This window comes from Burkholderia sp. 22088, from assembly GCF_052045915.1.
Lineage (GTDB): Bacteria > Pseudomonadota > Gammaproteobacteria > Burkholderiales > Burkholderiaceae > Burkholderia > Burkholderia cepacia.
In genome coordinates this window covers 145705-169671 of the sequence record NZ_JBQEPY010000012.1, presented here as the reverse complement: position 1 = coordinate 169671, position 23967 = coordinate 145705, and the positions used below count along the sequence as shown (strand labels likewise).

The following is a 23967-nucleotide window of genomic DNA, read 5'->3' as shown; positions in this document are numbered from 1 at the left end:
ACGAACCCACCATGGCAAGCACGACTCTCGGCGTCAAGGTCGACGACCTTCTCCGCTCGCGCCTCAAGGACGCAGCCGCGCGTCTCGAGCGCACTCCCCACTGGCTGATCAAGCAGGCGATCTTCGCGTATCTCGAGCGGATCGAGCACGGCCAGTTGCCGCCCGAGCTGTCGGGCCACAGCGGCGTCACGGAGCTCGCCGACGGCCAGGCCGCGGACGGCGACGACGACAACTCGCCGCACCCGTTCCTCGAATTCGCGCAGAACGTGCAGCCGCAATCGGTGCTGCGCGCGGCGATCACGGCCGCGTACCGCCGCCCCGAGCCGGAATGCGTGCCGTTCCTGCTCGGCCAGGCGCGCCTGCCCGCGAACCTGCAGGCTGACGTGCAGGCGCTCGCGACGAAGCTCGTCGAGGCGCTGCGCGAGAAGAGCTCGGGCGGCGGCGTCGAAGGGCTGATCCACGAATTCTCGCTGTCGAGCCAGGAAGGCGTCGCGCTGATGTGCCTCGCCGAGGCGCTGCTGCGCATTCCCGATCGCGCGACGCGCGATGCACTGATTCGCGACAAGATCAGCAAGGGCGACTGGCGCTCGCACGTCGGCCATGCGCCGTCGCTGTTCGTGAACGCGGCGACCTGGGGGTTGATGATCACCGGCAAGCTCGTGACGACCAACAGCGAAGCGGGGCTGTCGTCGGCGCTCACGCGCCTGATCGGCCGCGGCGGCGAGCCGCTGATCCGCAAGGGCGTCGACATGGCGATGCGCCTGATGGGCGAGCAGTTCGTCACCGGCGAGACGATTTCCGAAGCGCTGGCCAACAGCCGCAAGTACGAAGCGCGCGGCTTCCGCTACTCGTACGACATGCTCGGCGAAGCGGCGACGACCGAAGAGGACGCGCAGCGCTACTACGCGTCGTACGAACAGGCGATCCACGCGATCGGCAAGGCGGCCGGCGGCCGCGGCATCTACGAAGGCCCGGGCATCTCGATCAAGCTGTCGGCGCTGCACGCACGCTACTCGCGCTCGCAGCAGGACCGCACGATGAGCGAGCTGCTGCCGCGCGTGCGCGCGCTCGCGCTGCTCGCCCGCCGCTACGACATCGGCCTGAACATCGACGCGGAAGAAGCCGACCGCCTCGAACTGTCGCTCGACCTGCTCGAGGCGCTGTGCTTCGATCCGGATCTCGCGGGCTGGAACGGCATCGGCTTCGTGGTGCAGGGCTACCAGAAGCGCTGCCCGTTCGTGATCGACTACCTGATCGATCTCGCGCGCCGCAGCCGTCACCGCCTGATGATCCGTCTGGTCAAGGGCGCGTACTGGGATACCGAGATCAAGCGTGCGCAGGTCGACGGCCTCGAAGGCTATCCGGTCTATACGCGCAAGATCTACACGGACGTGTCGTACCTCGCGTGCGCGAAGAAGCTGCTCGCCGCCCCCGACGCCGTCTATCCGCAGTTCGCGACGCACAACGCGTACACGCTCGCCGCGATCTACCAGCTCGCGGGCCAGAACTACTACCCGGGCCAGTACGAATTCCAGTGCCTGCACGGGATGGGCGAGCCGCTGTACGAGGAAGTCACCGGCCGCGACAAGCTGAACCGGCCGTGCCGGGTGTACGCGCCGGTCGGCACGCACGAGACGCTGCTCGCGTACCTGGTGCGCCGCCTGCTGGAAAACGGCGCGAACACGTCGTTCGTGAACCGCATCGCGGACAAGACCGTGTCGGTGAAGGAACTGGTCGCCGATCCGGTCGACGAAGCGTCGAAGGTCGTGCCGCTCGGCGCGCCGCACGCGAAGATCCCGCTGCCGCGCAACCTGTACGGCGACGAGCGTCCCAACTCGATGGGCCTCGACCTGTCGAACGAACACCGCCTCGCGTCGCTGTCGTCCGCGCTGCTCGCGAGCGCGCACTTCCCGTGGCGCGCGGCGCCGATGCTCGCCGACGACACGCTCGCCGACGCGCCGGCCCGCGACGTGCGCAACCCGGCCGACCAGCGCGACACGGTCGGCACCGTCAGCGAAGCGACGGCCGAACACGTGAGCGCGGCACTCGCGCACGCGGTGGCCGCCGCGCCGATCTGGCAGGCGACGCCGGTCGACGCACGCGCCGATTGCCTGGTGCGCGCGGCCGACCTGCTCGAAGCGCAGATGCACACGCTGATGGGCCTGATCGTGCGCGAAGCCGGCAAGTCGCTGCCGAACGCGATCGCCGAGATCCGCGAAGCGGTCGACTTCCTGCGCTATTACGCCGCGCAGATCCGCGACGAATTCTCGAACGACACGCACCGCCCGCTCGGTCCCGTGGTCTGCATCAGCCCGTGGAACTTCCCGCTCGCGATCTTCATGGGCCAGGTGGCCGCCGCGCTCGCGGCTGGCAACACGGTGCTCGCGAAGCCGGCCGAACAGACGCCGCTGATCGCCGCCCAGGCCGTGCGCCTGCTGCGCGAGGCCGGCGTGCCGGCCGGCGCGGTGCAGCTGCTGCCGGGCGACGGCGAGACCGTCGGTGCGGCGCTGGTCGCCGATCCGCGCACGCGTGCGGTGATGTTCACCGGTTCGACCGAAGTCGCGCGCCTGATCAACAAGACGCTGTCGGCGCGCCTCGACCCGGACGGCAAGCCGATCCCGCTGATCGCGGAAACGGGCGGCCAGAACGCGATGATCGTCGACTCGTCGGCGCTCGCGGAGCAGGTGGTCGCGGACGTGATGCAGTCGTCGTTCGACTCGGCCGGTCAACGGTGTTCGGCGCTGCGCGTTCTGTGTCTGCAGGACGATGTCGCGGACCGCACGCTGACGATGCTGAAGGGCGCGATGCACGAGCTGGCGCTCGGCAACCCCGACCGGCTGTCGACGGACGTCGGCCCGGTGATCGACGGTGAAGCGAAGCAGACGATCGACACGCACGTCGCGGCGATGAAGGAGAAGGGCCACGCGGTCACGCAGCTGCCGGCGCCGGAAGCCTGCGCGCACGGCACGTTCGTGCCGCCGACGCTGATCGAGATCGGCAGCATCGACGAGCTGAAGCGCGAAGTGTTCGGCCCCGTGCTGCACGTGGTGCGCTACCGCCGCAGCCAGCTCGACAAGCTGCTGGAGCAGATCCGCGCGACCGGCTACGGTCTGACGCTCGGCATCCACACGCGGATCGACGAGACGATCGCGCACGTGATCTCGAATGCGCACGTCGGCAACATCTACGTGAACCGCAACGTGATCGGCGCGGTGGTCGGCGTGCAGCCGTTCGGCGGCGAGGGGCTGTCGGGCACGGGCCCGAAGGCCGGCGGCGCGCTGTACCTGCAGCGCCTGCTCGCGACGCGTCCGTCGGGCCTGCCGCGTTCGCTCGCGCAGACGCTGATCGCGGACGGCGCGGTCGAAGGCGATGCGCGCGGCAACCCGGCGGCAGCGCTCACGACGCTGCGCGACTGGCTGATCGAGCAGCGCGAGCCGGCACTGGCCGCGCGTTGCGACGGCTACCTGGCGCAGGTGCCGGCCGGTGCGACCGCCGTGCTGACCGGCCCGACGGGCGAGCGAAACACGTATACACTCGGCCCGCGCGGCACGGTGCTGTGTGTCGCGGCGACGCCGGGCGGCGCGCGCGCGCAGTTCGCGGCAGTGCTGGCGACCGGCAACCGCGCGCTGTTCGCGGGCGCGGCCGGCGAGGCGCTGGTCGCCGCGCTGCCGGCGTCGCTGAAGGCGCATGCGACCGTGCGCAAGCAGGCCGATACGCCGTTCGACGCGGTGCTGTTCGAAGGCGACAGCGACGAACTGCAGACGCTCGTGAAGGACGTCGCGCAGCGACCGGGCCCGATCGTGTCGGTGCAGGGCGTGTCGGTGGGCGCGTTCGAGAACGGCGATGCGGAAGATTACGCGCTGGAACGGCTGTTGACGGAGCGCTCGGTGAGCGTGAACACGGCCGCGGCGGGCGGCAATGCGAATTTGATGACGATCGGCTGAGCATCCTTGCCGTTCGGATCAAACAAAGGAAGCGGCTAGGCGATCCCGAAGCCGCTCCATTTACCCTGGTACCAAGGAGATGCTATGCAACACACGATGAAAAAGGTGGCAGGCGCGACGTTCGTCGCGGTCATGTCGCTGGCGGGGACGGCCCATGCGGATGACGTGAAGATCGGTTACGCAGGGCCGATGACGGGCGCGCAGGCGCACTACGGCAAGGATATGCAGAACGGGATCGTGCTCGCGATCGAGGATTTCAACGCGACGAGCCCGAAGATCGGCGGCAAGCCGGTGAAGTTCGCACTCGATACGCAGGACGACCAGGCTGACCCGCGCACCGGCACGACGGTCGCGCAGAAGCTCGTCGACGACGGCATCAAGGGCATGCTCGGCCACTTCAACTCGGGCACGACGATTCCGGCCTCGCGCATCTACGCGAACGCGGGCATTCCGCAGATCGCGATGGCGACCGCACCGGAATACACGCAGCAGGGTTACAAGACGACGTTCCGCATGATGACGTCCGACACGCAGCAGGGCTCGGTGGCCGGCACGTTCGCGTCGAAGGATCTCGGCATGAAGAAGATCGCGATCGTCGACGACCGCACGGCCTACGGCCAGGGTCTCGCCGACCAGTTCGAGAAGGCCGCGAAGGCCGGCGGCGCGACGATCGTCGACCGTGAATTCACGAACGACAAGGCGGTGGACTTCAAGGCGATCCTGACCAAGCTGAAGGCGGCGAAGCCGGATCTCGTCTACTACGGCGGCGCGGATTCGCAGGCTGCACCGATGGTCAAGCAGATGAAGACGCTCGGCATCACCGCCCCGCTGATGAGCGGCGAAATGGTGAAGACGCCGACGTTCCTGAAGATCGCGGGCAACGCGGCCGACGGCACGATCGCCTCGCTGGCAGGCCTGCCGCTCGAAGAGATGCCGGGCGGCAAGACGTACGCCGACAAGTACAAGAAGCGCTTCGGCGAAGACGTGCAGACCTACTCGCCGTATGCGTACGACGGCGCGATGGCGCTGTTCAACGCGATGAAGAAGGCCGATTCGACCGATCCGGCGAAGTACCTGCCGGTGCTCGCGAAGACCGACATGGCCGGCGTGACGTCGACGCACGTCGCGTATGACGCGAAGGGCGACCTGAAGAACGGCGGCATCACGATGTACAAGGTCGAGAAGGGCGAGTGGAAGCCGCTGAAGAGCATCGGCGGCAAGTAAGCAGCCTGTGACGTGACGAACGGGCGGCGGCGCACGTCGCTGCCCCGCCGGTCATGCGAAAAAGCCACCTGGCCGTCGGGCCGGGTGGCTTTTTCTTTTTTGCGGCCGGGCAAGCGGATTTAAGCGGCTTTAAGCGGCCATATGCGCCTATTCGCGACGCACACGCAGCAGGAACTTCTGCAGCTTGCCCGTAGGCGTGCGCGGCAGCGCCTGCACGAACGTGAACTCACGCGGAATCTTGTAAGCGGCGAGCCGCTCGCCGCAGAACGCGCGCAGCGCGTCCGCGTCGGGTACCGTGCCCGCGCGCAGCGCCACGTGCGCGACGACCGTCTCGCCCCAGTCGGGATGCGGGACACCGACGACGGCCGCCTCGGCGATGTCCGGGTGCGCGCCGAGCACGTCCTCCACTTCCTTCGAATAGACGTTCTCGCCGCCCGTCACGATCATGTCCTTCAGCCGGTCGACGATGAACAGGTAGCCATCCTGATCGATCCGCGCGATGTCGCCGGTGCGATACCAGCCGTGCGGCGCGAACGCGGCGCGGGTCGCGGCCGCATCGTCGAGATAGCCGAGCATCATGCTGTCGGTCTTCAGCCAGATCTCGCCGGTCTCGCCCGGCTGCGCATCGACGCCGTCCATCCGCACGACGCGCAGGTCGACGCCCGGGCCGCCGTGGCGGCCGATCGAACCGGCCTTCGCGATCTGCTCGTCCGGATACAGCGTCGTGCCGGCCGGGCCCGCTTCCGTCATGCCGTACACCTGGAAGAACGCGTCGCTGCGATACGCGCGCGCGAGCCGTTCGGCCTGCGCGGCGCCGATCGGGCCGCCGCCGTACAGCCATGCGCGCACGCTCGACAGGTCGAACGCCGCGAAACCCTCGATCGTGTCGAGCGGCAGCAGGTACGACACCGGCGCGCCGAAATACAGCGTCACGCGCTCGCGCTCGACGGCCTGCAGGAACCGCAGCGGATGGTATTCGCGCAGCAGCACGACGGTGCCGCCCGCATACAGCGTGCCGCCGAACCAGTTGTTGAGCGGCGACGAATGCCAGATCGGCATCGCCATCAGCGTGCGCTCGTTGCGGCCGATGCCGGTCGCGAGGGCCGCCTGCATCGCGGCGAGCGTCACGGTGCGGTGGCTGTGCACGCAGCCTTTCGGGTGGCCGGTCGTGCCGGACGTATAGAGGATCTGCGCGATGTCGCCGTCGGCCGGCTCGATGCCCGCGAGGCCATCCATCGTTGCGCACAGCGTGTCGAAGCACGGCACGCCGTCGAGCTCGCCTTCGGTCACGAGCCGTCGCGCGGGATGCACGATGCGCTCGACCACCGGCGCGAGCGTCACGTCGAACAGCAGCACCTTGCTGCGGCTGTGTTCGAGCACGTAGTCGACTTCCGGCGCCTGCAGCTTGTGGTTGATCGGCACGAACGTCGCGCCGAGCCGCCACGCGCCGAACATCAGGTCGACGAAGGCCGGCGTGTTGAAGCACATCGCGGCGACCCGGTCGCCGGCCGCGACGCCGAGCGCGCTCAGCACGGCCGCCGCGCGGTGCGAGCGCTCGCGCGCGGCGGCATAGGTGATCGTCGCGGATTCGCTGACGAGGAACGGCTTGTCGGGCGTCGCGCGGGCGGCGCGGTCGAGGGCGGCGACGAGGTTCATCGGGGCTCCGGGCGGGCGAACGAAGGCGAACGGGGGGAACCGGGCCGGACGAACGGGCGTCAGGCCGGGTACGCGCGCTGCAGCAGCGCGGCGACGTCGATCGCGTACGGGTCGAAGCCGCCCGCGATGCGGCCCCAGTCGGGCGCGGCAAGCCGTGTCGCGACGAACGCGTCGGCGACGGCCGCCGGCGCGTCGCGGCGCAGCAGGCACGCCTGCGCGACGAGCGCGAGGCGCTGTGCGAACACGCGGCCCGACGCCTCGAGCGTGTCGGCCGGTGCGTCGAGCATCGCGCGCAGCGCGTCGAGCGCCGCGCGGATGCGCGGTTCGCCCGCGCCGAGGTCGGCGAGTTCGGTGAACAGCGCGGCAGCCGCGTCGGGCTCGCGCGACACCGCGCGCAGCACGTCGAGGCACATCACGTTGCCCGAGCCTTCCCAGATCGAGTTGACGGGCGCCTCGCGGAAAAGCCGCGCGATCGGGCCGTCGTCGACATAGCCGTTGCCGCCGAACACTTCCATCACCTCGCCGGTCAGCTCGACCGCGCGCTTGCACACCCAGAATTTCGCGGCGGGCGTGACGATGCGCTTCCATGCGCGTTCGCGCGGCGAGTCGTCGCGCTCGAACGCGTCGGCCAGACGCATCGCCAGCACGAGCGCGGCTTCGCTTTCGAGCGCGAGATCGGCCAGCACGGTGCGCATCAGCGGCTGTTCGGCGAGCGCGCGGCCGAATGCATGGCGCTGGCGCGTGTACGCGATCGCCTGCACGACGCCCTGGCGCAGCATCGCCGCGCTGCCGAGCACGCAGTTCAGCCGCGTGTAGGTGGCCATTTCGATGATGGTCGGAATGCCGCGTCCTTCGTCGCCGAGCATGATGCCCCACGCGTCGTTCAGCTCGATCTCGCTGCTCGAGTTGCTGCGGTTGCCGACCTTGTCCTTCAGCCGCTGGATCTCGACCGCGTTCTTCGTGCCGTCCGGCCGCCAGCGCGGCACGTAGAAGCACGACGGGCCGCCGCCTTCGGTCTGCGCGACGACGAGGTGCGCATCGCACATCGGCGCGGAGAAAAACCACTTGTGGCCGCGCAGCCGGTATTCGCCGCCGCGCCCGCCCGCGCCGACGGCGGTCGCGAGCGTCGTGTTCGCGCGTACGTCGGAGCCGCCCTGTTTCTCGGTCATGCCCATGCCGAACCAGATCGAGCGCTTGTCGGCGACCGGCACGTCGCGCGGATCGTAGTCGTCGCTGTAGAGCTTGTCGCGCAGCAGCGCCCACAGCGCGGGCTCCTTCTGCAGCACGGGGATCGCGGACTGCGTCATCGTCGCCGGGCACAGCGTGCCGGCCTCGATCTGGCCATGCAGGTAGAAGCCGGCCGCGGTCGCGGCCCAGCGGCCGCGGCGCGATTCGCGGAACGCGAGCGACACGAAGCCTTCCCGGCGGTACCGGCCGAGCAGCGCGTGCCACGCCGGGTGAAAGTCGACGCGGTCGATGCGCCGGCCGCGCCGGTCGAACGTGTTCAGTTCCGGCGTGTGACGGTTCGCTTCGTCGGCAAGCCGCGCGGTGTCGGCGCTGCCGAGCCACGCGCCGTATGCGTCGAGCTGCGGCGCGGCCCAGTCGGCGCCCGCGCGGGTGAGCGCGTCGCGCAGCGCGATGTCCGTCGTGAAGAGGTTATAGTCGACCAGTTCGTCGAACTGGTTCGTGACGGCGTGAGTCGATTCGGTCATCGAAGTTGTCTCCGGTCTCATGCTTCGCGGGCGGCCGGCGTCATGCCGCCCGGATGACGCTTCGGCGCCGGTTCCGGCCCCCGGTAAAACGCATGCCCTGCTGATTTCCAGAGTAGCAAATATGCCGCCGCGACATGTTCAGGTTCCAGCGCCGCCCGGCCAGCCGGCGGCGCAACCCACGCCCGCGTTGCGTCGCCGGCCGCGCCAGTCGCGCGCGCAGGCGAGTTCCGACGCGCTGCAGCAGGCGTTCGTTCAGCTTTTGCTCGAACGCGGCTACGCGAAAGCGACGATCCGCGAGATCGCGGCCGTCGCGGGCGTCAGCATCGGCACCTTCTACGAGTATTTCGGCGACAAGCAGAGCCTCGCGGCGCTCTGCATCCATCGGCACGTGCTGGCGCTGGCCGACCGGCTGCGCGACGCGGTGGCGGGGCTGCGCGGCGCGCCGCGGGCCGAACTCGCCGCCGCGCTCGTCGACCTGCAGGTCGACGCGATCGGCGCCGACGCGGCGCTGTGGGGCGCGCTCTTCGCACTGGAGCGGCAGGTGTCGCCGCTCGCCGCCTACCGCCGGCATTACGACGCGTACGTCGCGCTGTGGCGCGACGCGCTCGCGCATGCGGCCGATCCGCCGCCGGCCGCGCGGCTCGACGGGATCGCGCGGATGGCGCACACGCTCTGCTACGGCGGGCTCTCGCAGGCGCTGCTGACGCTCGGGCCCGCGTTCGACATCGCCGCGCTGCGTGGCGAATTGCGGGCCGTGCTGCTCGCCTATCTGGCGGCGGCCGGCCGGTAGCATCCCTTAAGGGAAATGCCGGATTCGCATGTCGGCCAGGCAGGCGAGCCTTGCCGCAGCGTGCTTCTCTCCATGGGGCATGAGAAAAATACATGACCGCCATGACGAACTTTCGTTTGTCCGCCGATATTGGCTCGGGCTAAATCATGCGGCAGATGCAGGCCGCGCGCGTCGCGCGGGGCCGCCCGAAGGACATCAGAAGGAGGAGTCATGCGAAGCGCCACCGCGCCCCGTTCGAAACTGCCCGACGTCGGGACGACGATCTTCACGGTGATCGGCCAGCTGGCAGCCCGGCACGATGCGTTGAACCTGTCGCAGGGGGCGCCGAATTTCGCGCCCGATCCGGCGCTCGTCGAAGGCGTCGCGCGCGCGATGCGCGACGGGCACAACCAGTACGCACCGATGGCCGGCGTGATGGCGCTGCGCGAGCGGCTCGCGGAAAAGACCGAGGCGCTGTACGGCGCGCGCTACGACCCGGCCACCGAGATCACGGTGATCGCGAGCGCGAGCGAGGGGCTGTACGCGGCGATCAGCGCGCTCGTGCATCCGGGCGACGAGGTGATCTACTTCGAGCCGTCGTTCGACAGCTATGCGCCGATCGTGCGGCTGCAGGGCGCGACGCCCGTGGCGATCAAGCTGTCACCGGAGCATTTCCGCGTGAACTGGGATGAGGTGGCGGCCGCGATCACGCCGCGCACGCGGATGATCATCGTCAACACGCCGCACAACCCGACCGCGACCGTGTTCTCGGCCGACGATCTCGAGCGGCTCGCGCAGCTCACGCGCGACACGGGCATCGTCGTGCTGTCCGACGAAGTCTACGAGCACGTCGTGTTCGACGGCGCGCAGCACCAGAGCGTCGCGCGCCACCGCGAGCTGGCCGAGCGCAGCGTGATCGTGTCGTCGTTCGGCAAGTCGTTCCACGTGACCGGCTGGCGGGTCGGCCATTGCCTCGCGCCGGCCGAACTGATGGACGAGATCCGCAAGGTGCACCAGTTCATGGTGTTCTCGGCCGATACGCCGATGCAGATCGCGTTCGCGGAGATCCTCGCGCGGCCGGACAGCTATCTCGGCCTGTCGGCGTTCTACGAGGCCAAGCGCGACCTGCTCGCGCGCGAGCTGGCCGATTCGCGTTTCGAGCTGCTGCCGAGCGAGGGCTCGTTCTTCATGCTCGCGCGCTTCCGGCACTTCTCGGACGAAAGCGACAGCGATTTCGTGCTGCGCCTGATCCGCGACGCGCGTGTCGCGACGATTCCGCTGTCGGCGTTCTACACCGACGGCACCGACGCCGGCGTGATCCGGCTCAGCTTTTCGAAGGACGACGCGACGCTGGTCGAAGGCGCGCGGCGGCTGCGTTCGCTGTAAACCCCGTACGGCATCCGGCCACGGGCATCCGGCGACGGGTACGTCGCATCGACCAGACACAGGAGATCACGATGAAGCACACGGCCACCCTGAAACTCGCGTTCGCACTCGCGTGCGCCATCGGTTCCGGCGCGGCGCTCGCCGATGCGCAGACGCTGCGCTTCGGCCTCGAGGCGCAATACCCGCCGTTCGAATCGAAAGCGCCGAACGGCGACCTGCAGGGCTTCGACATCGACGTCGGCAACGCCGTCTGCCAGACGGCGAAGCTGTCGTGCAAATGGGTCGAGACGTCGTTCGACGGCCTGATTCCCGCGCTGAAGGGCCGCAAGTTCGACGCGATCAACTCGGCGATGAATGCGACCGAGCAGCGGCGCCAGGCGATCGACTTCACGACGATCATCTATCGCGTGCCGACCCAACTGATCGCGCGCACCGGCAGCGGCCTGCTGCCGACGCCGGAATCGCTGAAGGGCAAGCGGGTCGGCGTGCTGCAGGCGTCGATCCAGGAAACCTTCGCGAAGGCGCACTGGGAGCCGGCCGGCGTCGCGGTCGTCGCGTACCAGGACCAGAACCAGGCGTATGCGGATCTGGTCGCGGGCCGTCTCGACGCGACGCTCGTGCTCGCACCGTCCGGCCAGCGCGGCTTCCTGTCGCGTCCGGACGGCAAGGGCTTTTCGTTCGTCGGCCAGCCGGTGCACGACGACCGGATCCTCGGCAGCGGCATCGCATTCGGGCTGCGCAAGGGCGACAGCGCGCTGAAGGCGAAACTCGATGCGGCGATCGACAAGCTGAAGGCGGACGGCACGGTGAAGTCGCTCGGCCTGAAGTATTTCGGCGATATCGACATTTCGGCGAAGTAAGCGGGGCAGCGCGCGATGCAGAACCGGAACACGACCGCCGCGGGCGCCGAACCGGCGGGCACGCCGCTGTCGGGCGACGCGCTCGAAGCCGTGCTCGTCGCCGAACTGGGCGATGCGCTCGTCACGCGCGCGGCCGACATCGATCCGCGTTATTTCACCGCCTACAACGAGCCGGCCGGCGCGCGACCGCGCGCGCTGGTGCGCCCGCGCAGTGTCGGCGACGTGTCGCGCACGCTTGCGCTGTGCGCGCGGCTCGGCCAGACGGTCGTGCCGCAGGGGGGCCTGACGGGGCTCGCGCGCGGCGCGGTCGCGCTCGGCGGCGAGGTCGTGCTGTCGATGGAACGCTTCGCGGGCGTCGAGGCGCTCGACGCGGCGGCCGGCACGATGACCGTGCGCGCCGGGACGCCGCTGCAGACGGTGCAGGAAGCCGCGGAAGCGGCGGGTTTCACGTTCGGTGTCGATCTCGGCGCTCGCGGCTCGTGCCAGATCGGCGGGATGCTCGCGACCAACGCGGGCGGCACGCGCGCGATCCGCTACGGGATGATGCGCGAGCAGGTGCTCGGGCTCGAGGCCGTGCTCGCGGACGGCACGGTCGTGTCGTCGATGAACCGGATGCTGAAGAACAACGCGGGCTACGACCTGAAGCAGCTGTTCATCGGCAGCGAGGGGACGCTCGGCGTCGTCACGCGCGCCGTGCTGCGGCTGCATCCGTTGCTCGCCGCGCCGGCCACGGCGCTCTGCCGCGTGCGCGACTACGACGCGGTCATCGCGCTGTGGAATCGCGTGCGCACGCTGCCGGAGGTCGTCAGTTTCGAGGCGATGTGGCCGGCGTTCTACGACTACGTCGCGCGCCGCACGCCGGGCGTCTCGGCGCCGTTTGTCGGCGACGACGGCTTCGCGGTGCTGATCGAATGCGCGACGAGCGCACCGGGCGGCGATGCGCACCAGGCGCTGGAAACCGGCCTCGCGGCGGGAATCGAGGCCGGGCTCGTGGAGGATGCGGTGCTCGCGACGTCGGAGCGGCAGGCGCGGGACTTGTGGACGCTGCGCGAAGGCCTCGCGATCGACGCACTGCCGCATCTGGTCAACTTCGACGTGAGTTTGCCGACCGGCGAACTCGGCGTGTTCGCCGAACGCTGCGAAGCGGCGCTGCGCATGCAATGGCCGGATGCCGTGTGCCTGTTCTTCGGGCACGTCGGCGACGGCAACGTGCATATCGGCGTGTCACTGGCCGGGATGAGCGATGCGGACGCCGACGCGCTCGATCACTGCGTGTACGCGGTGGTGCGGGACATGGGCGGCTCGGTGTCGGCCGAGCACGGCATCGGCGTGCTCAAGCGGCCCTATCTCGCGCACACACGCAGCGACGCGGAAATCGGGCTGATGCGACGCCTGAAGGCCGCGCTCGATCCGGGCGGCATCCTGAATCCGGGCAAGGTGCTTTGACGGCGGCGTTGCCTGCCGCCGCCGGGCGCCCGCCTGCGTGATTCGTCAGTCGTCCACCCAGCGCAGCGCGCCGATCTTCAGGTGTTCGACGACGCTGCGCGCCCATCCGAGCTCGGCATTGAGCAGCACGAGCGCATGTTCGTTCTGCAGCAGGAACAGGCGCGGCACCTGGTCGGCCTGCGCGGCGTTGCGCAGCGATTCGAGGCGCTCGCGTTCGGCGTCGAGCCGGGCGATCCGAAGCTCGAGCTGGTGGCGGGCATCTTCGGCGTCGAGCAGCGGCAGGAAGGCGAGGCCGGCGCCGAACGCCGGGAATTCGCGCGCGGGCTCCGCGAGCAGCGCATGCAGCCACGCCTGCCCGGCCGTGTGCCCGGCCTCGGTCAGCGCATACAGCGTGCGCTCGGGAAACGCGCCGTCGCGCTCGGTGTCGTGAACGGCGATCAGCCCGTCGCGCAGCAGCCGGTCGATCGTCTGGTAGAGGCTCGTGCGCTGCCGGACGTTGACGACTTCGTCGTACCCGCGGGCCTTCAGTTGCTGCAGCATCCCGTACGGATGCATCGGCGTTTCGGTGAGCGTCGCGAGGACGGCCAGCGCGAGCGGGGACGGACGACTAGTGGACATGAATAGTTATCTCATATCTAGTAATAATATAACTATTCTCGATGAAACCATCATATTCCACAAGGATTTCAGCCGAGGTGCGAGCGCTTCGCGGTCGGTGCGACGGTTTCCATCGTCGCGAGACCGTGCACGATGCCGCAATCCTCGACCGAATGCTCGCCGACGCACTGTCGGCGCAATTCGGTGAGCTGGTCGCGCAGATGCGTGAGTTCCGCGAGGCGCGCATCGACGTGGCCGATGTGTTCGTCGAGCAGCGCATTGATCGAATCGCAGGGATCGGCCGGCGTGTCGGTGAGCTGCAGCAGCGCGCGGATTTCGTCGTGGGCCATGTCGAGTGCGCGGCAGTTGCGGATGAAGCGCAGCCGTTCGACATGCACGTCGGTGTAGTTGCGGTAGTTCGAGTCGGTGCGCTCCGCATCCGGCATCAGCCCCTCTTTCTCGTAGAAACGGATCGTCTCGGGTGTGCAGCGGGCCGCCTTGGCCAGTTCGCCGATCTTCATTGTCCTTCTCCCGTGCAAGGGTTGACCTTGTAGTGGCTTCAGGGTGTTAACTCTACTCCGTCAAGCCATTGAAAGCCATTGAGGAGGTTGTCATGACCGATGCCCAGCGTACCCACGACCCACGACACCGTCATGCCGGCGGCGCCGATGCGTGCTGCGCCGATTCGCGCGACACGCAGACGGCGACCGTTGCCGACGCGGTGCCGGCGGCCGGCGAGCGCGCGCACGGCCACGACCATGATCACGGCGACCACGGCGACGCGCATCGGCACGGCGCGGCGTGCACGCACGACCACGGCGCGCACGATCATTCGGGTCATGGCCACGATCATGCGGAAGGCAACGGCCATGTACACGGCGACGCGTGCTCTCACGACCACGGCAAGCACGACCATGCCGACCACGACCACGACCACGACCACGACCACGACCACGACCACGACCACGCGGCCGGCGACTGCTGCGCGCCTGCCGCGCTGACGCTCGCGCCGCTGCCGGTCGCGCAGGCGACCGCGTCGGGCCACGTGCGCTCCGCGTTCCGGATCATGCAGATGGACTGCCCGACCGAGGAAACGCTGATCCGCAAGAAGCTCGGCGGGATGAGCGAAGTGTCGGCGCTCGAATTCAACCTGATGCAGCGGATGTTGACCGTCGAACACGTGCCGGGCGCCCAGCCGGCGATCGAAGGCGCGATCCGCACGCTCGGGATGACGCCCGAGGCCGCGGCGGCCGGCGCGCCGGCGTCGCGCGTCGTCGACGCGCCCGCGAAGCCGTGGTGGCCGCTGGCGCTGGCCGGCGTCGCCGCGATCGCATCCGAGGGCGCGACGTGGGCCGGGCTGCCGGTGTGGCTCGCGGCGGCGCTCGCGCTTGCCGCGGTGCTCGCGTGCGGGCTCACCACGTACAAGAAGGGCTGGATCGCGATCCGCAACGGCAACCTGAACATCAACGCGCTGATGAGCATCGCGGTGACGGGGGCGATGGCGATCGGCCAGTGGCCCGAAGCCGCGATGGTGATGGTGCTGTTCACGATTGCCGAGCTGATCGAGGCGAAGTCGCTCGACCGCGCGCGCAATGCGATCCAGGGCCTGATGCAGCTCGCGCCGGACACCGCGACCGTGCAGGACGCTGACGGCTCGTGGCGCACGATCGAGGCCGCGCAGGTGGCGCTCGGCGCGGTCGTGCGCGTGAAGCCGGGCGAGCGGATCGGGCTGGACGGCGAGGTCGTCGCCGGCCGCTCGACGGTGAACCAGGCGCCGATCACCGGCGAGAGCCTGCCCGTCGAAAAGACGACCGGCGACGCCGTGTACGCGGGCACGATCAACGAATCGGGTTCGTTCGAATACCGCGTGACGGCGGTGGCGGCCAACTCGACGCTCGCGCGGATCATCCACGCGGTCGAGGAGGCGCAGGGCGCGAAGGCGCCGACGCAGCGCTTCGTCGACCAGTTCGCGCGTGTCTACACGCCGATCGTGTTCGCGGTCGCGCTGCTGGTGGCGGTGGTGCCGCCGCTCGTCATGGGCGGTGCGTGGCACGACTGGATCTATCGCGCGCTGGTGCTGCTCGTGATCGCGTGCCCGTGCGCGCTGGTGATCTCGACGCCGGTGACGATCGTGTCGGGGCTCGCGGCCGCGGCGCGACGCGGGATTCTCGTGAAGGGCGGCGTCTATCTGGAGGAAGGGCGCAAGCTCGCCTGGCTCGCGCTCGACAAGACCGGCACGATCACGCACGGCAAGCCGGTGCAGACCGACTTCGACCTGCATGCGACCGACGCCGATGCGGTGCGGGTGCGGCACCTTGGTGCGAGCCTCGCGGCGCGCTCCGATCACCCGGTGTCGCAGGCGATCGCCGCCGCGGCCCGTGACGCCGGCACGACGGCGTTCGCCGATGTGCAGGATTTCGAAGCGATCGTCGGGCGCGGGGTGCGCGGCACGATCGACGGCACGCGCTACTGGCTCGGCAACCACCGGCTCGTCGAGGAGCTCGAACGCTGCTCGACGGCGCTCGAAGCGAAGCTCGACGCGCTCGAGCGGCAGGGCAAGAGCGTCGTGGTGCTGGTCGACGAAGCGCGCGTGCTCGGCATCTTCGCGGTGGCCGACACGATCAAGGACACGAGCCGTGAAGCGATCGCCGATCTGCACGCGCTCGGCATCCGCACCGCGATGCTGACGGGCGACAACCCGCATACCGCGCAGGCGATCGCGAAGCAGGCCGGCATCGACGACGCGCGCGGCAACCAGTTGCCGGAAGACAAGCTCGCGGCGGTCGAGGAGCTGTCGGCCGGCGGCGCGGGCGCGGTCGGGATGGTCGGCGACGGGATCAACGACGCACCGGCGCTCGCCCGTGCCGACATCGGCTTCGCGATGGGGGCGATGGGCACCGACACGGCGATCGAGACGGCCGACGTCGCGCTGATGGACGACGACCTGCGCAAGATTCCCGCGTTCGTGCGGCTGTCGCGCGCGACGCATCGCGTCCTGGTGCAGAACATCGGCTTCGCGCTCGGCGTGAAGGTCGTGTTCCTCGGCCTCACGGTCGCGGGGCTCGGCACGATGTGGATGGCGGTCTTCGCCGACGCGGGCGCCAGCCTGATCGTCGTGGCCAACGGCTTGCGGCTGCTGTCGTCCTCCGGGGCGTTCGGCGGCGCGCAGGCCACGCGTTGAGGAGCGGGCGATGAGCTTTCTGAAGCGAATCCTGGGCGGCCATGGCGGTGGCCACGGCAATGGCGGCCACGGCGGCGGAGGCCACGGCGGCGGAGGCGGGCATCACGGCGGGCAGCGTCAGGACGCACACGGCGGCCACGACGCGCGCGGCCGCGATCGCCACGGCTGGGGCTGGCAGGCGCCGGCCGACGCCAGTGGCGGGCGAGGCGGCCAGGGCGGCAACGCGCCGCTGAGCCAGCTCGCGTGCGCCGGCTGCGGCGCGCTCAATGGGGCCGATGCGCGCTTCTGCGCGCAGTGCGGCGCGGCGCAACGCGGCAAGGCCTGCAGCCGCTGCCATGCGGCGCTGGCGGCCGACGCGCGGTTCTGTCCCGGCTGCGGGACGCAGGCGGCTTGAAGACGTCCGCGCGTTCGTGCCGGCTGCGCATGAGCGCAGGCCGGCACGCTTCGTTCGACGGCCGGCGCACCAGCCTGCCCGATATCGTCCAGGGCATCCTCGCGCCGGCAATATCGTCGCGGTCCGTCCAGTTACACGGCTCCACGACGCCCCCTTTGCTCAGCGCAGCGGCAGATGAATTTCGGTACGCAGGTCGGCCGGTGCCGCATCCATCGGCGTGTTGAGGTACAGCTCGAACGGCGGCGCGTCGGCGGCTTCGCGGCCCGAATGACGCAGCCAGTCGCCGTAGAGCCACTGGTAGGCCGTCTTCAGGTCCGCGTACGGCCCCGTATGCAGCAGCACCGCGTATTCGCCGCCCGCGACCGTCGCGCGTTCGACCGGCGGCACGGGCTCGACGTCCGGCGCGCCGTCGGCCGGCATGAAACACGCCTTCGCGCGCAGCTGCGCTTCGGGCGTCGTGTCCGGATCGTCGTAGAAAATGCCGATCATCTTCGCGCCCGGGCCGATCAGCCCGTGCTGCCCGACCCACGCGCCGATCCGCCCGAACGCGTCGCCGACCTTCATGTACGCGCCCGTGTGCGCCACCGCGTAGCCACGCAGTTCCGGCAGCCGCCGGATTTCGACTTCATGCTTGAACATGTCTTCCTCTCCTCTCTGTAGTGGATAGATGGGCCGGTGGCTGCCCGTGCGCCGGTGCTGCGCGGGCGGCACACCGTATGCGTCGCGAAACGCCCGCGCGAACGCGTGCGTCGAACCGTAGCCCGCGCGCCGCGCGATCTCGTCGATTGGCCGCGCCGTGCACACGAGATCCTCGGACGCGCGCACGATCCGCATCCGCCGCACCGTCAGCACGATCGATTCGCCGTACAGCGCGCGATAGACGCGCTGCCAGTGATACGGCGACAGGCACGCGACTTCGGCGAGCCGGTTCAGGTCGAGCGGGCCGTCGAGGTGCGCGCGGATGTATTCGTGGACGCGCGCCACGCTTGCCGCGTAGCGGGCCCAGGCAGGCTGGTCGGATTTCGTTTCGACGGTCATCGGCGTATCCGGGCAGGAACCGACGCCACGGTAGCACGGTGCGAATTGATAAATCTTGCGGAAATACGCAGGCGCGCCGACCCGTCGGGCCCTTTTTCATTTTGACGAAATGGGGTCTTGCCCCTCTGCGATCTATGACTAAAGTTAAAGACGGTGAAATCGGGTGATCGCGTCATTTTTCTCGGGTAAGTTGCTCCGTCGGGGCAGCACGCTTTTCGAAGTACGCAGGTAGTTCGTCGATGTCCAATCGCAACACCACGTTTTCGGGAGAAGAAGAAATGGATGCTTCCAGCTTCATCACGTCGCTGCAGACCACGCTAGGGGGGTATCTGCCAAAGATTGCCGGCGCGATCGGCATCCTGGTGATCGGCTGGCTGATCGCCGTCGTGGTGCGGGCCGGCGCGATGCGTCTGCTCGGCGCGCTGAAGGTCGATCAGCGGATCAACGAAAGCACCGGCCAGGGCGCATGCGTCGAGCGCATCATCGCCGGCGGCCTGTTCTGGCTCGTGCTGCTGGTCACCGCGGTGGGCATCTTCAACGTGCTCAACCTGTATGCGGTCTCCAACCCGTTCTCGCTGCTCGTCACCCACATCGTCAACTACCTGCCGAACCTGATCGGCGGCGCGGCGCTGACGCTGATCGCGTGGCTCATCGCGTCGTTGCTGCGCAGCCTCGCGAACCGCGCGCTGAAGGCGAGCAAGATCGACGACAAATTGTCCGAAGGCGCCGGCTTGCAGCCGATGAGCGGTTATCTCGGCGACGTGCTGTTCTGGCTCGTGATCCTGATGTTCCTGCCGGCGATCCTCGCGTCGTTCGCGCTGTCGGGGCTGCTGACGCCCGTGCAGGGGATGGTCGACAAGCTGCTCGCGATCGTGCCGAACCTGTTCGCGGCCGCGGTGATCGGCATCGTCGGCTGGATCGTCGCGCGCGTGCTGCGCGGCCTCGTGACGAACCTGCTCGTCGCCGCCGGCGCCGACCGCCTCACGCAGCGTCTCGACAGCCCGACGCCCGTGCGCGTGTCGAGCCTGATCGGCACGGTCGTCTACGTGTTCGTGTTCGTGCCGACGCTGATCTCCGCGCTCGACGCGCTGAAGATCGACGCGATCTCGGTGCCGGCCACCAACATGCTGAACCAGTTCCTCGGCGCGGTGCCGGACATCGTCGCGGCGATCGTGATCGTGCTGGTGACGTTCTACTTCGCGCGCTTCGTCGCGTCGCTCGCGCAGAAGCTGCTGGAAGCCGCGGGCGCCGACGGGCTCCCGGCCGTGCTCGGCGTCGAGCGCGTGTTCTCGGGGATCCTGCAGCCGTCGGTGCTGGTGGCGCGGCTGATCGTGTTCTTCGCGATGCTGTTCGCCTCGGTCGAAGCGGCGAACCGGCTCGGCTTCTCGCAGGTGCGCGACGTCGTCACGCTGTTCATCGAATTCGGCGGCCACGTGCTGACGGGCGGCGTGATCCTCGTGATCGGCGTGTGGCTCGCGGGCCTCGCGCGCCGCGTGATCGAGCAGGCCGACCGCGAGCACAGCGTGCTGTTCGCGCGCATCGCGCAATTCGCGATCCTCGGCCTCGTGTTCGCGATGGGGCTGCGCGCGATGGGCATCGCGAACGAGATCGTGCAGCTCGCGTTCGGCCTCGTGCTCGGTGCGATCGCGGTGGCGGTGGCGCTGTCGTTCGGCCTCGGCGGCCGCGAAGCGGCCGGCAAGCTGCTCGACCGCTGGTTCAACCAGCGCGGCGGCGGGCAATAAGTCTTGTGCGTCGATCATCCGTCCGGCCGCTTCGTGCGGCCGGCGGCGGCGGTCGCAGCGGGGCGGGCCCGGCATCGGCGCCTTTCGCGCATCGGGAGGCCGTACACGCCCGGAACAGGCGTTTCCGTCAGCGAAATGTCAGCCGCGATCTTTGCCGAATTTCGATAACACGTCGTTTAATGACTCTCTAGCATCGATTCTCAGTCGCGCAGGCCGCCAGGCCCGGCGCATTTGAGGAGAGAGTCCGATGAAAGCAGAGTCGAATGGCCGGCCCGCCGCCGGCGCCAAGTCGTCCGGCCAGCCCGCGCTGCAGCAGACGCTCGGGACCTGGCAACTGTGGGGCATCGCGGTCGGCCTCGTGATTTCCGGCGAATACTTCGGCTGGAGTTACGGCTGGGCGAGCGCCGGCACGCTGGGTTTCGTCATCACCGCGCTGTTCGTCGCGGCGATGTACACGACCTTCATCTTCAGTTTCACCGAGCTGACGACGTCGATCCCGCACGCGGGCGGCCCGTTCGCGTATGCGCGCCGCGCGTTCGGCCCGACCGGCGGTTATCTCGCCGGCGCGGCGACGCTCGTCGAATTCGTGTTCGCGCCGCCCGCGATCGCGCTCGCGATCGGCGCGTACCTGCACGTGCAGTTTCCGGGGCTCGAACCGAAGCACGCGGCGATGGGCGCGTATCTCGTGTTCATGGCGCTGAACATCGTCGGCGTGCAGATCGCCGCGACCTTCGAGCTGGTCGTCACGCTGTTCGCGATCTTCGAGCTGCTGGTGTTCATGGGCGTCGTGTCGCCGGGCTTCGCGTGGAGCAACTTCATGAAGGGCGGCTGGTCGGGTGCCGATCATTTCAGCCTGGGCGCGTTCCATGGGATGTTCGCGGCGATCCCGTTCGCGATCTGGTTCTTCCTCGCGATCGAAGGCGTAGCGATGGCCGCCGAAGAGGCGAAGAACCCGAAGCGCTCGATCCCGATCGCGTACGTGGCCGGGATCCTGACGCTCGTCATTCTCGCGATCGGCGTGATGGTGTTCGCCGGCGGCGCGGGCGACTGGACCAAGCTCGCGAACATCAACGACCCGCTGCCGCAGGCGATGAAGTACATCGTCGGCGAGAACAGCGGCTGGATGCACATGCTCGTGTGGCTCGGCCTGTTCGGCCTCGTCGCGTCGTTCCACGGGATCATCCTCGGTTATTCGCGCCAGATCTTCGCGCTGGCCCGCGAAGGCTACCTGCCGGAGTGGCTCGGCAAGGTGCATCCGCGCTTCAAGACCCCGCACCGTGCGATTCTCGCGGGCGGCGTGGTCGGCATCGCGGCGATCTACAGCGACGAGCTGATCCAGTTCGGCGGGCAGACGCTGACCGCGAATATCGTGACGATGTCGGTATTCGGCGCGATCGTGATGTATATCGTGAGCATGGCGTCGCTGTTCAAGCTGCGCCGCACGCAGCCGAACATGGCGCGGCCGTTCCGCGCGCCGCTGTACCCGGTCTTCCCGGCCTTCGCGATCCTCGCGGCGCTCGTCTGCCTCGCTACGATGGTGTATTTCAACGGGCTGGTCGCGCTGGTGTTCGTCGGCTTCCTCGCGGTCGGCTACGCGTACTTCCTCGCGACGCGTTCGCAGCGGGCGAGCGCGCCGGGCGACGCGCTGCTGGAGGAGTGAGCAGGTGAAGGTGAACGGCCGTTCCTGACGGCATCCGGCGCGCCCCGTCGAACGGGCGCGCCGTCAGCTTTTGGCAAGGCAAGGAGACTCGCACGATGTCCTATACGGAGACGATCGGCCCGCGCACGTACCGTTTCGCGGACCTGAAGACGCTGCTCGCGAAAGCGAGCCCGCTGCGTTCCGGCGACCAGCTCGCCGGTGTCGCGGCGGCGAGCGAGGAGGAGCGCGTGGCCGCGAAGATCGCGCTCGCGGGCGTGCCGCTGAAGGCGTTCCTGAACGAGGCGGTGATTCCGTACGAACACGACGAGGTCACGCGCCTGATCCTCGACGATCACGATGCGGCGGCGTTCGCGGAAATCTCGCATCTCACCGTCGGCGACTTCCGCAACTGGCTGCTGTCGCCCGCCGCCGACGGCGCGGCGCTCGAACGGATCGCGCCGGGCCTCACGCCCGAGATGGTCGCCGCCGTGTCGAAGCTGATGCGCAACCAGGACCTGATCGCGGCGGCGCGAAAGCGCCGCGTCGTCACGCGCTTTCGCAACACGGTCGGGCTGCCGGGCCGGATGTCGGTGCGGCTGCAGCCGAACCACCCGACCGACGACGTGAAGGGGATCGCCGCGTCGATGCTCGACGGGCTGATGTACGGCTGCGGCGACGCGATGATCGGCATCAACCCGGCCACCGACAGCCTCGCGGCGATCGTGAAGCTGCTCGCGATGATCGACGGGTTCCGCGAACGCTACGGCGTGCCGACGCAGTCGTGCGTGCTCACGCACGTGACCAACACGATCGCGGCGGTCGAGAAGGGCGCGCCGGTCGATCTGGTGTTCCAGTCGATCGCGGGCACCGAGAAGGCGAACGCGAGCTTCGGCATCTCGCTCGCGCTGCTCGGCGAGGCGCGCGAGGCCGCGCTGTCGCTCAAGCGCGGCACCGTCGGCAACAATCTCATGTACTTCGAGACGGGGCAGGGCAGTGCGTTGTCGGCGAACGCGCATTTCGGCGTCGACCAGCAGACCTGCGAAGTGCGCGCGTATGCGGTGGCGCGCAAGTTCGAGCCGTTCCTCGTGAACACGGTGGTCGGCTTCATCGGGCCCGAATACCTGTACGACGGCAAGCAGATCATCCGCGCGGGGCTCGAGGATCACTTCTGCGGGAAGCTGCTCGGCGTGCCGATGGGCTGCGACATCTGCTACACGAACCACGCGGAAGCCGACCAGGACGACATGGACACGCTGCTGACGCTGCTGGGCGCGGCCGGCATCAACTTCATCATGGGGATTCCGGGCGCGGACGACGTGATGCTGAACTACCAGAGCACGTCGTTTCACGACCAGCTCTACGTGCGCGAGGTGCTCGGCCTGCGCCGCGCGCCGGAATTCGAGGAGTGGCTGGAGACGATGGAGATCGCCGACGCGCACGGTGCATTGCGCGCCGCGAGCTCGCGCGTGCCGCTGCTCGCGGGCGCGAACGACTGGATGGGGATTTCGGCATGAGCGACGCCGTCGAAAAGAATCCGTGGGGCCAGTTGAAGTCGTTCACGAACGCGCGGATCGCGCTCGGCCGCGCGGGCAACAGCCTGCCGACCGCGCCGCTGCTGGCCTTCAACCTGTCGCACGCGCAGGCGCGCGACGCGGTGCACCAGCCGCTCGACTCGGACGCGCTGCGGCGCGAGATCGAGGCGGCCGGCCTGCTGCCGACGCTCGGCGTGCAGAGCGCCGCGCCCGACCGTGACCACTATCTGCGCCGGCCCGATCTCGGCCGCAAGCTGTCGGACGACAGCCGCGGGCTGCTCGCCGGTTACGGCGCGGCGCTCGACGACGCGCCCGATGTCGTGTTCGTGGTCGGCGACGGGCTCTCGGCGTTCGCGGCCGCGAAGCAGGCACTGCCGCTGCTGCAGGCCGTGCGGCCGCGGCTCGACGCGGACGGCTGGCGGATCGGCCCGGTGGTGGTCGCGACGCAGGCGCGCGTCGCCCTCGGCGACGAGATCGGCGAGCTGCTGCGCGCGAAGGTCGTGGCGATGCTGATCGGCGAACGGCCGGGGCTCAGCTCGCCGGACAGCCTCGGCGTGTACCTGACGTGGGCGCCGAAGGTCGGCTGCCACGATGCGCTGCGCAACTGCATCTCGAACGTGCGGCCCGAAGGGCTGCCGTACGCGGCGGCCGCGCACAAGCTGCATTACCTGATGACGCATGCGCGCCGGCTCCAGCTGACGGGCGTCGGGCTGAAGGACGACAGCGACGCGCTGTTGCCGCAGGCGGAAGCGGAGCGGATCGGGGCGGACTGAAAACGGTCGCGCGCGGGCCGCTCCCGCATCGCGGGTTGCGTGCTTTTCGGGCGGCAGGAGCGGCACGAGGGCGG

At 69.1% G+C, this 23967-nt stretch carries 17 protein-coding genes; 12 read left to right on the top strand and 5 right to left on the bottom strand.

The annotated features are described in order from the left end of the window. The first annotated feature begins 11 nt into the window (after window positions 1-11). On the top strand, window positions 12-3944 hold the full coding sequence (gene putA, locus ACTJLD_RS23490) for a trifunctional transcriptional regulator/proline dehydrogenase/L-glutamate gamma-semialdehyde dehydrogenase (protein ID WP_048026158.1): 3933 nt from the start codon (window positions 12-14) through the stop codon (window positions 3942-3944). An 84-nt stretch (window positions 3945-4028) separates the two neighbouring features. Beyond that, window positions 4029-5168, top strand: coding sequence for a branched-chain amino acid ABC transporter substrate-binding protein (locus tag ACTJLD_RS23485; RefSeq protein WP_027788703.1), 1140 nt, complete (start codon window positions 4029-4031; stop codon window positions 5166-5168). A gap of 147 nt (window positions 5169-5315) precedes the next feature. Here ACTJLD_RS23485 and ACTJLD_RS23480 read toward each other — a convergent pair whose 3' ends face one another. Then, window positions 5316-6824: a class I adenylate-forming enzyme family protein gene (locus ACTJLD_RS23480; RefSeq protein WP_440659767.1), complete on the bottom strand. Its 1509-nt coding sequence runs from the start codon at window positions 6822-6824 to the stop codon at window positions 5316-5318. 59 nt (window positions 6825-6883) lie between these two features. Then, the gene (locus ACTJLD_RS23475; RefSeq protein ID WP_440659766.1) at window positions 6884-8536 is read right to left on the bottom strand and encodes an acyl-CoA dehydrogenase family protein; all 1653 of its coding nucleotides are present in this window, start codon (window positions 8534-8536) and stop codon (window positions 6884-6886) included. A gap of 121 nt (window positions 8537-8657) precedes the next feature. Between ACTJLD_RS23475 and ACTJLD_RS23470 the strand changes: the two genes are divergently transcribed. From ACTJLD_RS23470 to ACTJLD_RS23455, 4 genes are all read left to right on the top strand, one after another. After that, window positions 8658-9326: a TetR/AcrR family transcriptional regulator gene (locus ACTJLD_RS23470; protein WP_124839356.1), complete on the top strand. Its 669-nt coding sequence runs from the start codon at window positions 8658-8660 to the stop codon at window positions 9324-9326. 210 nt (window positions 9327-9536) lie between these two features. Then, on the top strand, window positions 9537-10691 hold the full coding sequence (locus tag ACTJLD_RS23465) for a pyridoxal phosphate-dependent aminotransferase (RefSeq protein WP_027788697.1): 1155 nt from the start codon (window positions 9537-9539) through the stop codon (window positions 10689-10691). 71 nt (window positions 10692-10762) lie between these two features. After that, window positions 10763-11551: an ABC transporter substrate-binding protein gene (locus ACTJLD_RS23460; RefSeq protein ID WP_027788696.1), complete on the top strand. Its 789-nt coding sequence runs from the start codon at window positions 10763-10765 to the stop codon at window positions 11549-11551. 15 nt (window positions 11552-11566) lie between these two features. Then, window positions 11567-12997 carry an FAD-binding oxidoreductase gene (locus ACTJLD_RS23455; RefSeq protein WP_440659765.1) on the top strand — a complete coding sequence of 477 codons (1431 nt, stop codon included), beginning with the start codon at window positions 11567-11569 and terminating at the stop codon, window positions 12995-12997. Window positions 12998-13042: 45 nt separating this feature from the next. Here the strand turns inward: ACTJLD_RS23455 and ACTJLD_RS23450 are convergent, their stop codons facing one another. Both ACTJLD_RS23450 and cadR read right to left on the bottom strand, forming a co-directional pair. Then, complete coding sequence (locus ACTJLD_RS23450) at window positions 13043-13615, bottom strand: PadR family transcriptional regulator (protein ID WP_440659764.1); 573 nt, start codon at window positions 13613-13615, stop codon at window positions 13043-13045. A gap of 68 nt (window positions 13616-13683) precedes the next feature. Next, the gene (gene cadR, locus ACTJLD_RS23445; protein ID WP_440659763.1) at window positions 13684-14115 is read right to left on the bottom strand and encodes a Cd(II)/Pb(II)-responsive transcriptional regulator; all 432 of its coding nucleotides are present in this window, start codon (window positions 14113-14115) and stop codon (window positions 13684-13686) included. Window positions 14116-14207: 92 nt separating this feature from the next. On the opposite strand from cadR, the gene ACTJLD_RS23440 reads away from it, so the two are divergent. Both ACTJLD_RS23440 and ACTJLD_RS23435 read left to right on the top strand, forming a co-directional pair. Next, complete coding sequence (locus tag ACTJLD_RS23440; protein ID WP_440659762.1) at window positions 14208-16775, top strand: heavy metal translocating P-type ATPase; 2568 nt, start codon at window positions 14208-14210, stop codon at window positions 16773-16775. Window positions 16776-16785: 10 nt separating this feature from the next. Continuing rightward, on the top strand, window positions 16786-17169 hold the full coding sequence (locus ACTJLD_RS23435; RefSeq protein ID WP_226157708.1) for a zinc ribbon domain-containing protein: 384 nt from the start codon (window positions 16786-16788) through the stop codon (window positions 17167-17169). 159 nt (window positions 17170-17328) lie between these two features. Here the strand turns inward: ACTJLD_RS23435 and ACTJLD_RS23430 are convergent, their stop codons facing one another. After that, window positions 17329-18207 (bottom strand): AraC family transcriptional regulator, encoded by an 879-nt coding sequence (locus ACTJLD_RS23430; RefSeq protein ID WP_440659761.1) that lies wholly within the window; start codon window positions 18205-18207, stop codon window positions 17329-17331. Between the two features lie 278 nt (window positions 18208-18485). On the opposite strand from ACTJLD_RS23430, the gene ACTJLD_RS23425 reads away from it, so the two are divergent. From ACTJLD_RS23425 to eutC, 4 genes are all read left to right on the top strand, one after another. After that, window positions 18486-19949, top strand: a complete 1464-nt coding sequence (locus tag ACTJLD_RS23425; RefSeq protein ID WP_059687899.1) for a mechanosensitive ion channel — start codon at window positions 18486-18488, stop codon at window positions 19947-19949. A gap of 247 nt (window positions 19950-20196) precedes the next feature. Beyond that, the gene (eat, locus tag ACTJLD_RS23420; RefSeq protein ID WP_222211307.1) at window positions 20197-21609 is read left to right on the top strand and encodes an ethanolamine permease; all 1413 of its coding nucleotides are present in this window, start codon (window positions 20197-20199) and stop codon (window positions 21607-21609) included. A gap of 95 nt (window positions 21610-21704) precedes the next feature. Continuing rightward, window positions 21705-23102 carry an ethanolamine ammonia-lyase subunit EutB gene (locus ACTJLD_RS23415; RefSeq protein WP_027788688.1) on the top strand — a complete coding sequence of 466 codons (1398 nt, stop codon included), beginning with the start codon at window positions 21705-21707 and terminating at the stop codon, window positions 23100-23102. After that, window positions 23099-23893: an ethanolamine ammonia-lyase subunit EutC gene (gene eutC, locus ACTJLD_RS23410; protein ID WP_021164100.1), complete on the top strand. Its 795-nt coding sequence runs from the start codon at window positions 23099-23101 to the stop codon at window positions 23891-23893. Before ACTJLD_RS23415 ends, eutC begins: the two co-directional genes overlap by 4 nt. Window positions 23894-23967 lie beyond the last annotated feature (74 nt).

Excerpts from the sequence above, each read along its gene's own strand:
- putA (WP_048026158.1), top strand. The coding sequence starts at position 12 with ATGGCAAGCACGACTCTCGGCGTCAAGGTCGACGACCTTCTCCGCTCG.
- ACTJLD_RS23485 (WP_027788703.1), top strand. The coding sequence starts at position 4,029 with ATGCAACACACGATGAAAAAGGTGGCAGGCGCGACGTTCGTCGCGGTC.
- ACTJLD_RS23480 (WP_440659767.1), bottom strand. The coding sequence starts at position 6,824 with ATGAACCTCGTCGCCGCCCTCGACCGCGCCGCCCGCGCGACGCCCGAC.
- ACTJLD_RS23475 (WP_440659766.1), bottom strand. The coding sequence starts at position 8,536 with ATGACCGAATCGACTCACGCCGTCACGAACCAGTTCGACGAACTGGTC.
- ACTJLD_RS23470 (WP_124839356.1), top strand. The coding sequence starts at position 8,658 with ATGCCGCCGCGACATGTTCAGGTTCCAGCGCCGCCCGGCCAGCCGGCG.
- ACTJLD_RS23465 (WP_027788697.1), top strand. The coding sequence starts at position 9,537 with ATGCGAAGCGCCACCGCGCCCCGTTCGAAACTGCCCGACGTCGGGACG.
- ACTJLD_RS23460 (WP_027788696.1), top strand. The coding sequence starts at position 10,763 with ATGAAGCACACGGCCACCCTGAAACTCGCGTTCGCACTCGCGTGCGCC.
- ACTJLD_RS23455 (WP_440659765.1), top strand. The coding sequence starts at position 11,567 with ATGCAGAACCGGAACACGACCGCCGCGGGCGCCGAACCGGCGGGCACG.
- ACTJLD_RS23450 (WP_440659764.1), bottom strand. The coding sequence starts at position 13,615 with ATGTCCACTAGTCGTCCGTCCCCGCTCGCGCTGGCCGTCCTCGCGACG.
- cadR (WP_440659763.1), bottom strand. The coding sequence starts at position 14,115 with ATGAAGATCGGCGAACTGGCCAAGGCGGCCCGCTGCACACCCGAGACG.
- ACTJLD_RS23440 (WP_440659762.1), top strand. The coding sequence starts at position 14,208 with ATGACCGATGCCCAGCGTACCCACGACCCACGACACCGTCATGCCGGC.
- ACTJLD_RS23435 (WP_226157708.1), top strand. The coding sequence starts at position 16,786 with ATGAGCTTTCTGAAGCGAATCCTGGGCGGCCATGGCGGTGGCCACGGC.
- ACTJLD_RS23430 (WP_440659761.1), bottom strand. The coding sequence starts at position 18,207 with ATGACCGTCGAAACGAAATCCGACCAGCCTGCCTGGGCCCGCTACGCG.
- ACTJLD_RS23425 (WP_059687899.1), top strand. The coding sequence starts at position 18,486 with ATGGATGCTTCCAGCTTCATCACGTCGCTGCAGACCACGCTAGGGGGG.
- eat (WP_222211307.1), top strand. The coding sequence starts at position 20,197 with ATGAAAGCAGAGTCGAATGGCCGGCCCGCCGCCGGCGCCAAGTCGTCC.
- ACTJLD_RS23415 (WP_027788688.1), top strand. The coding sequence starts at position 21,705 with ATGTCCTATACGGAGACGATCGGCCCGCGCACGTACCGTTTCGCGGAC.
- eutC (WP_021164100.1), top strand. The coding sequence starts at position 23,099 with ATGAGCGACGCCGTCGAAAAGAATCCGTGGGGCCAGTTGAAGTCGTTC.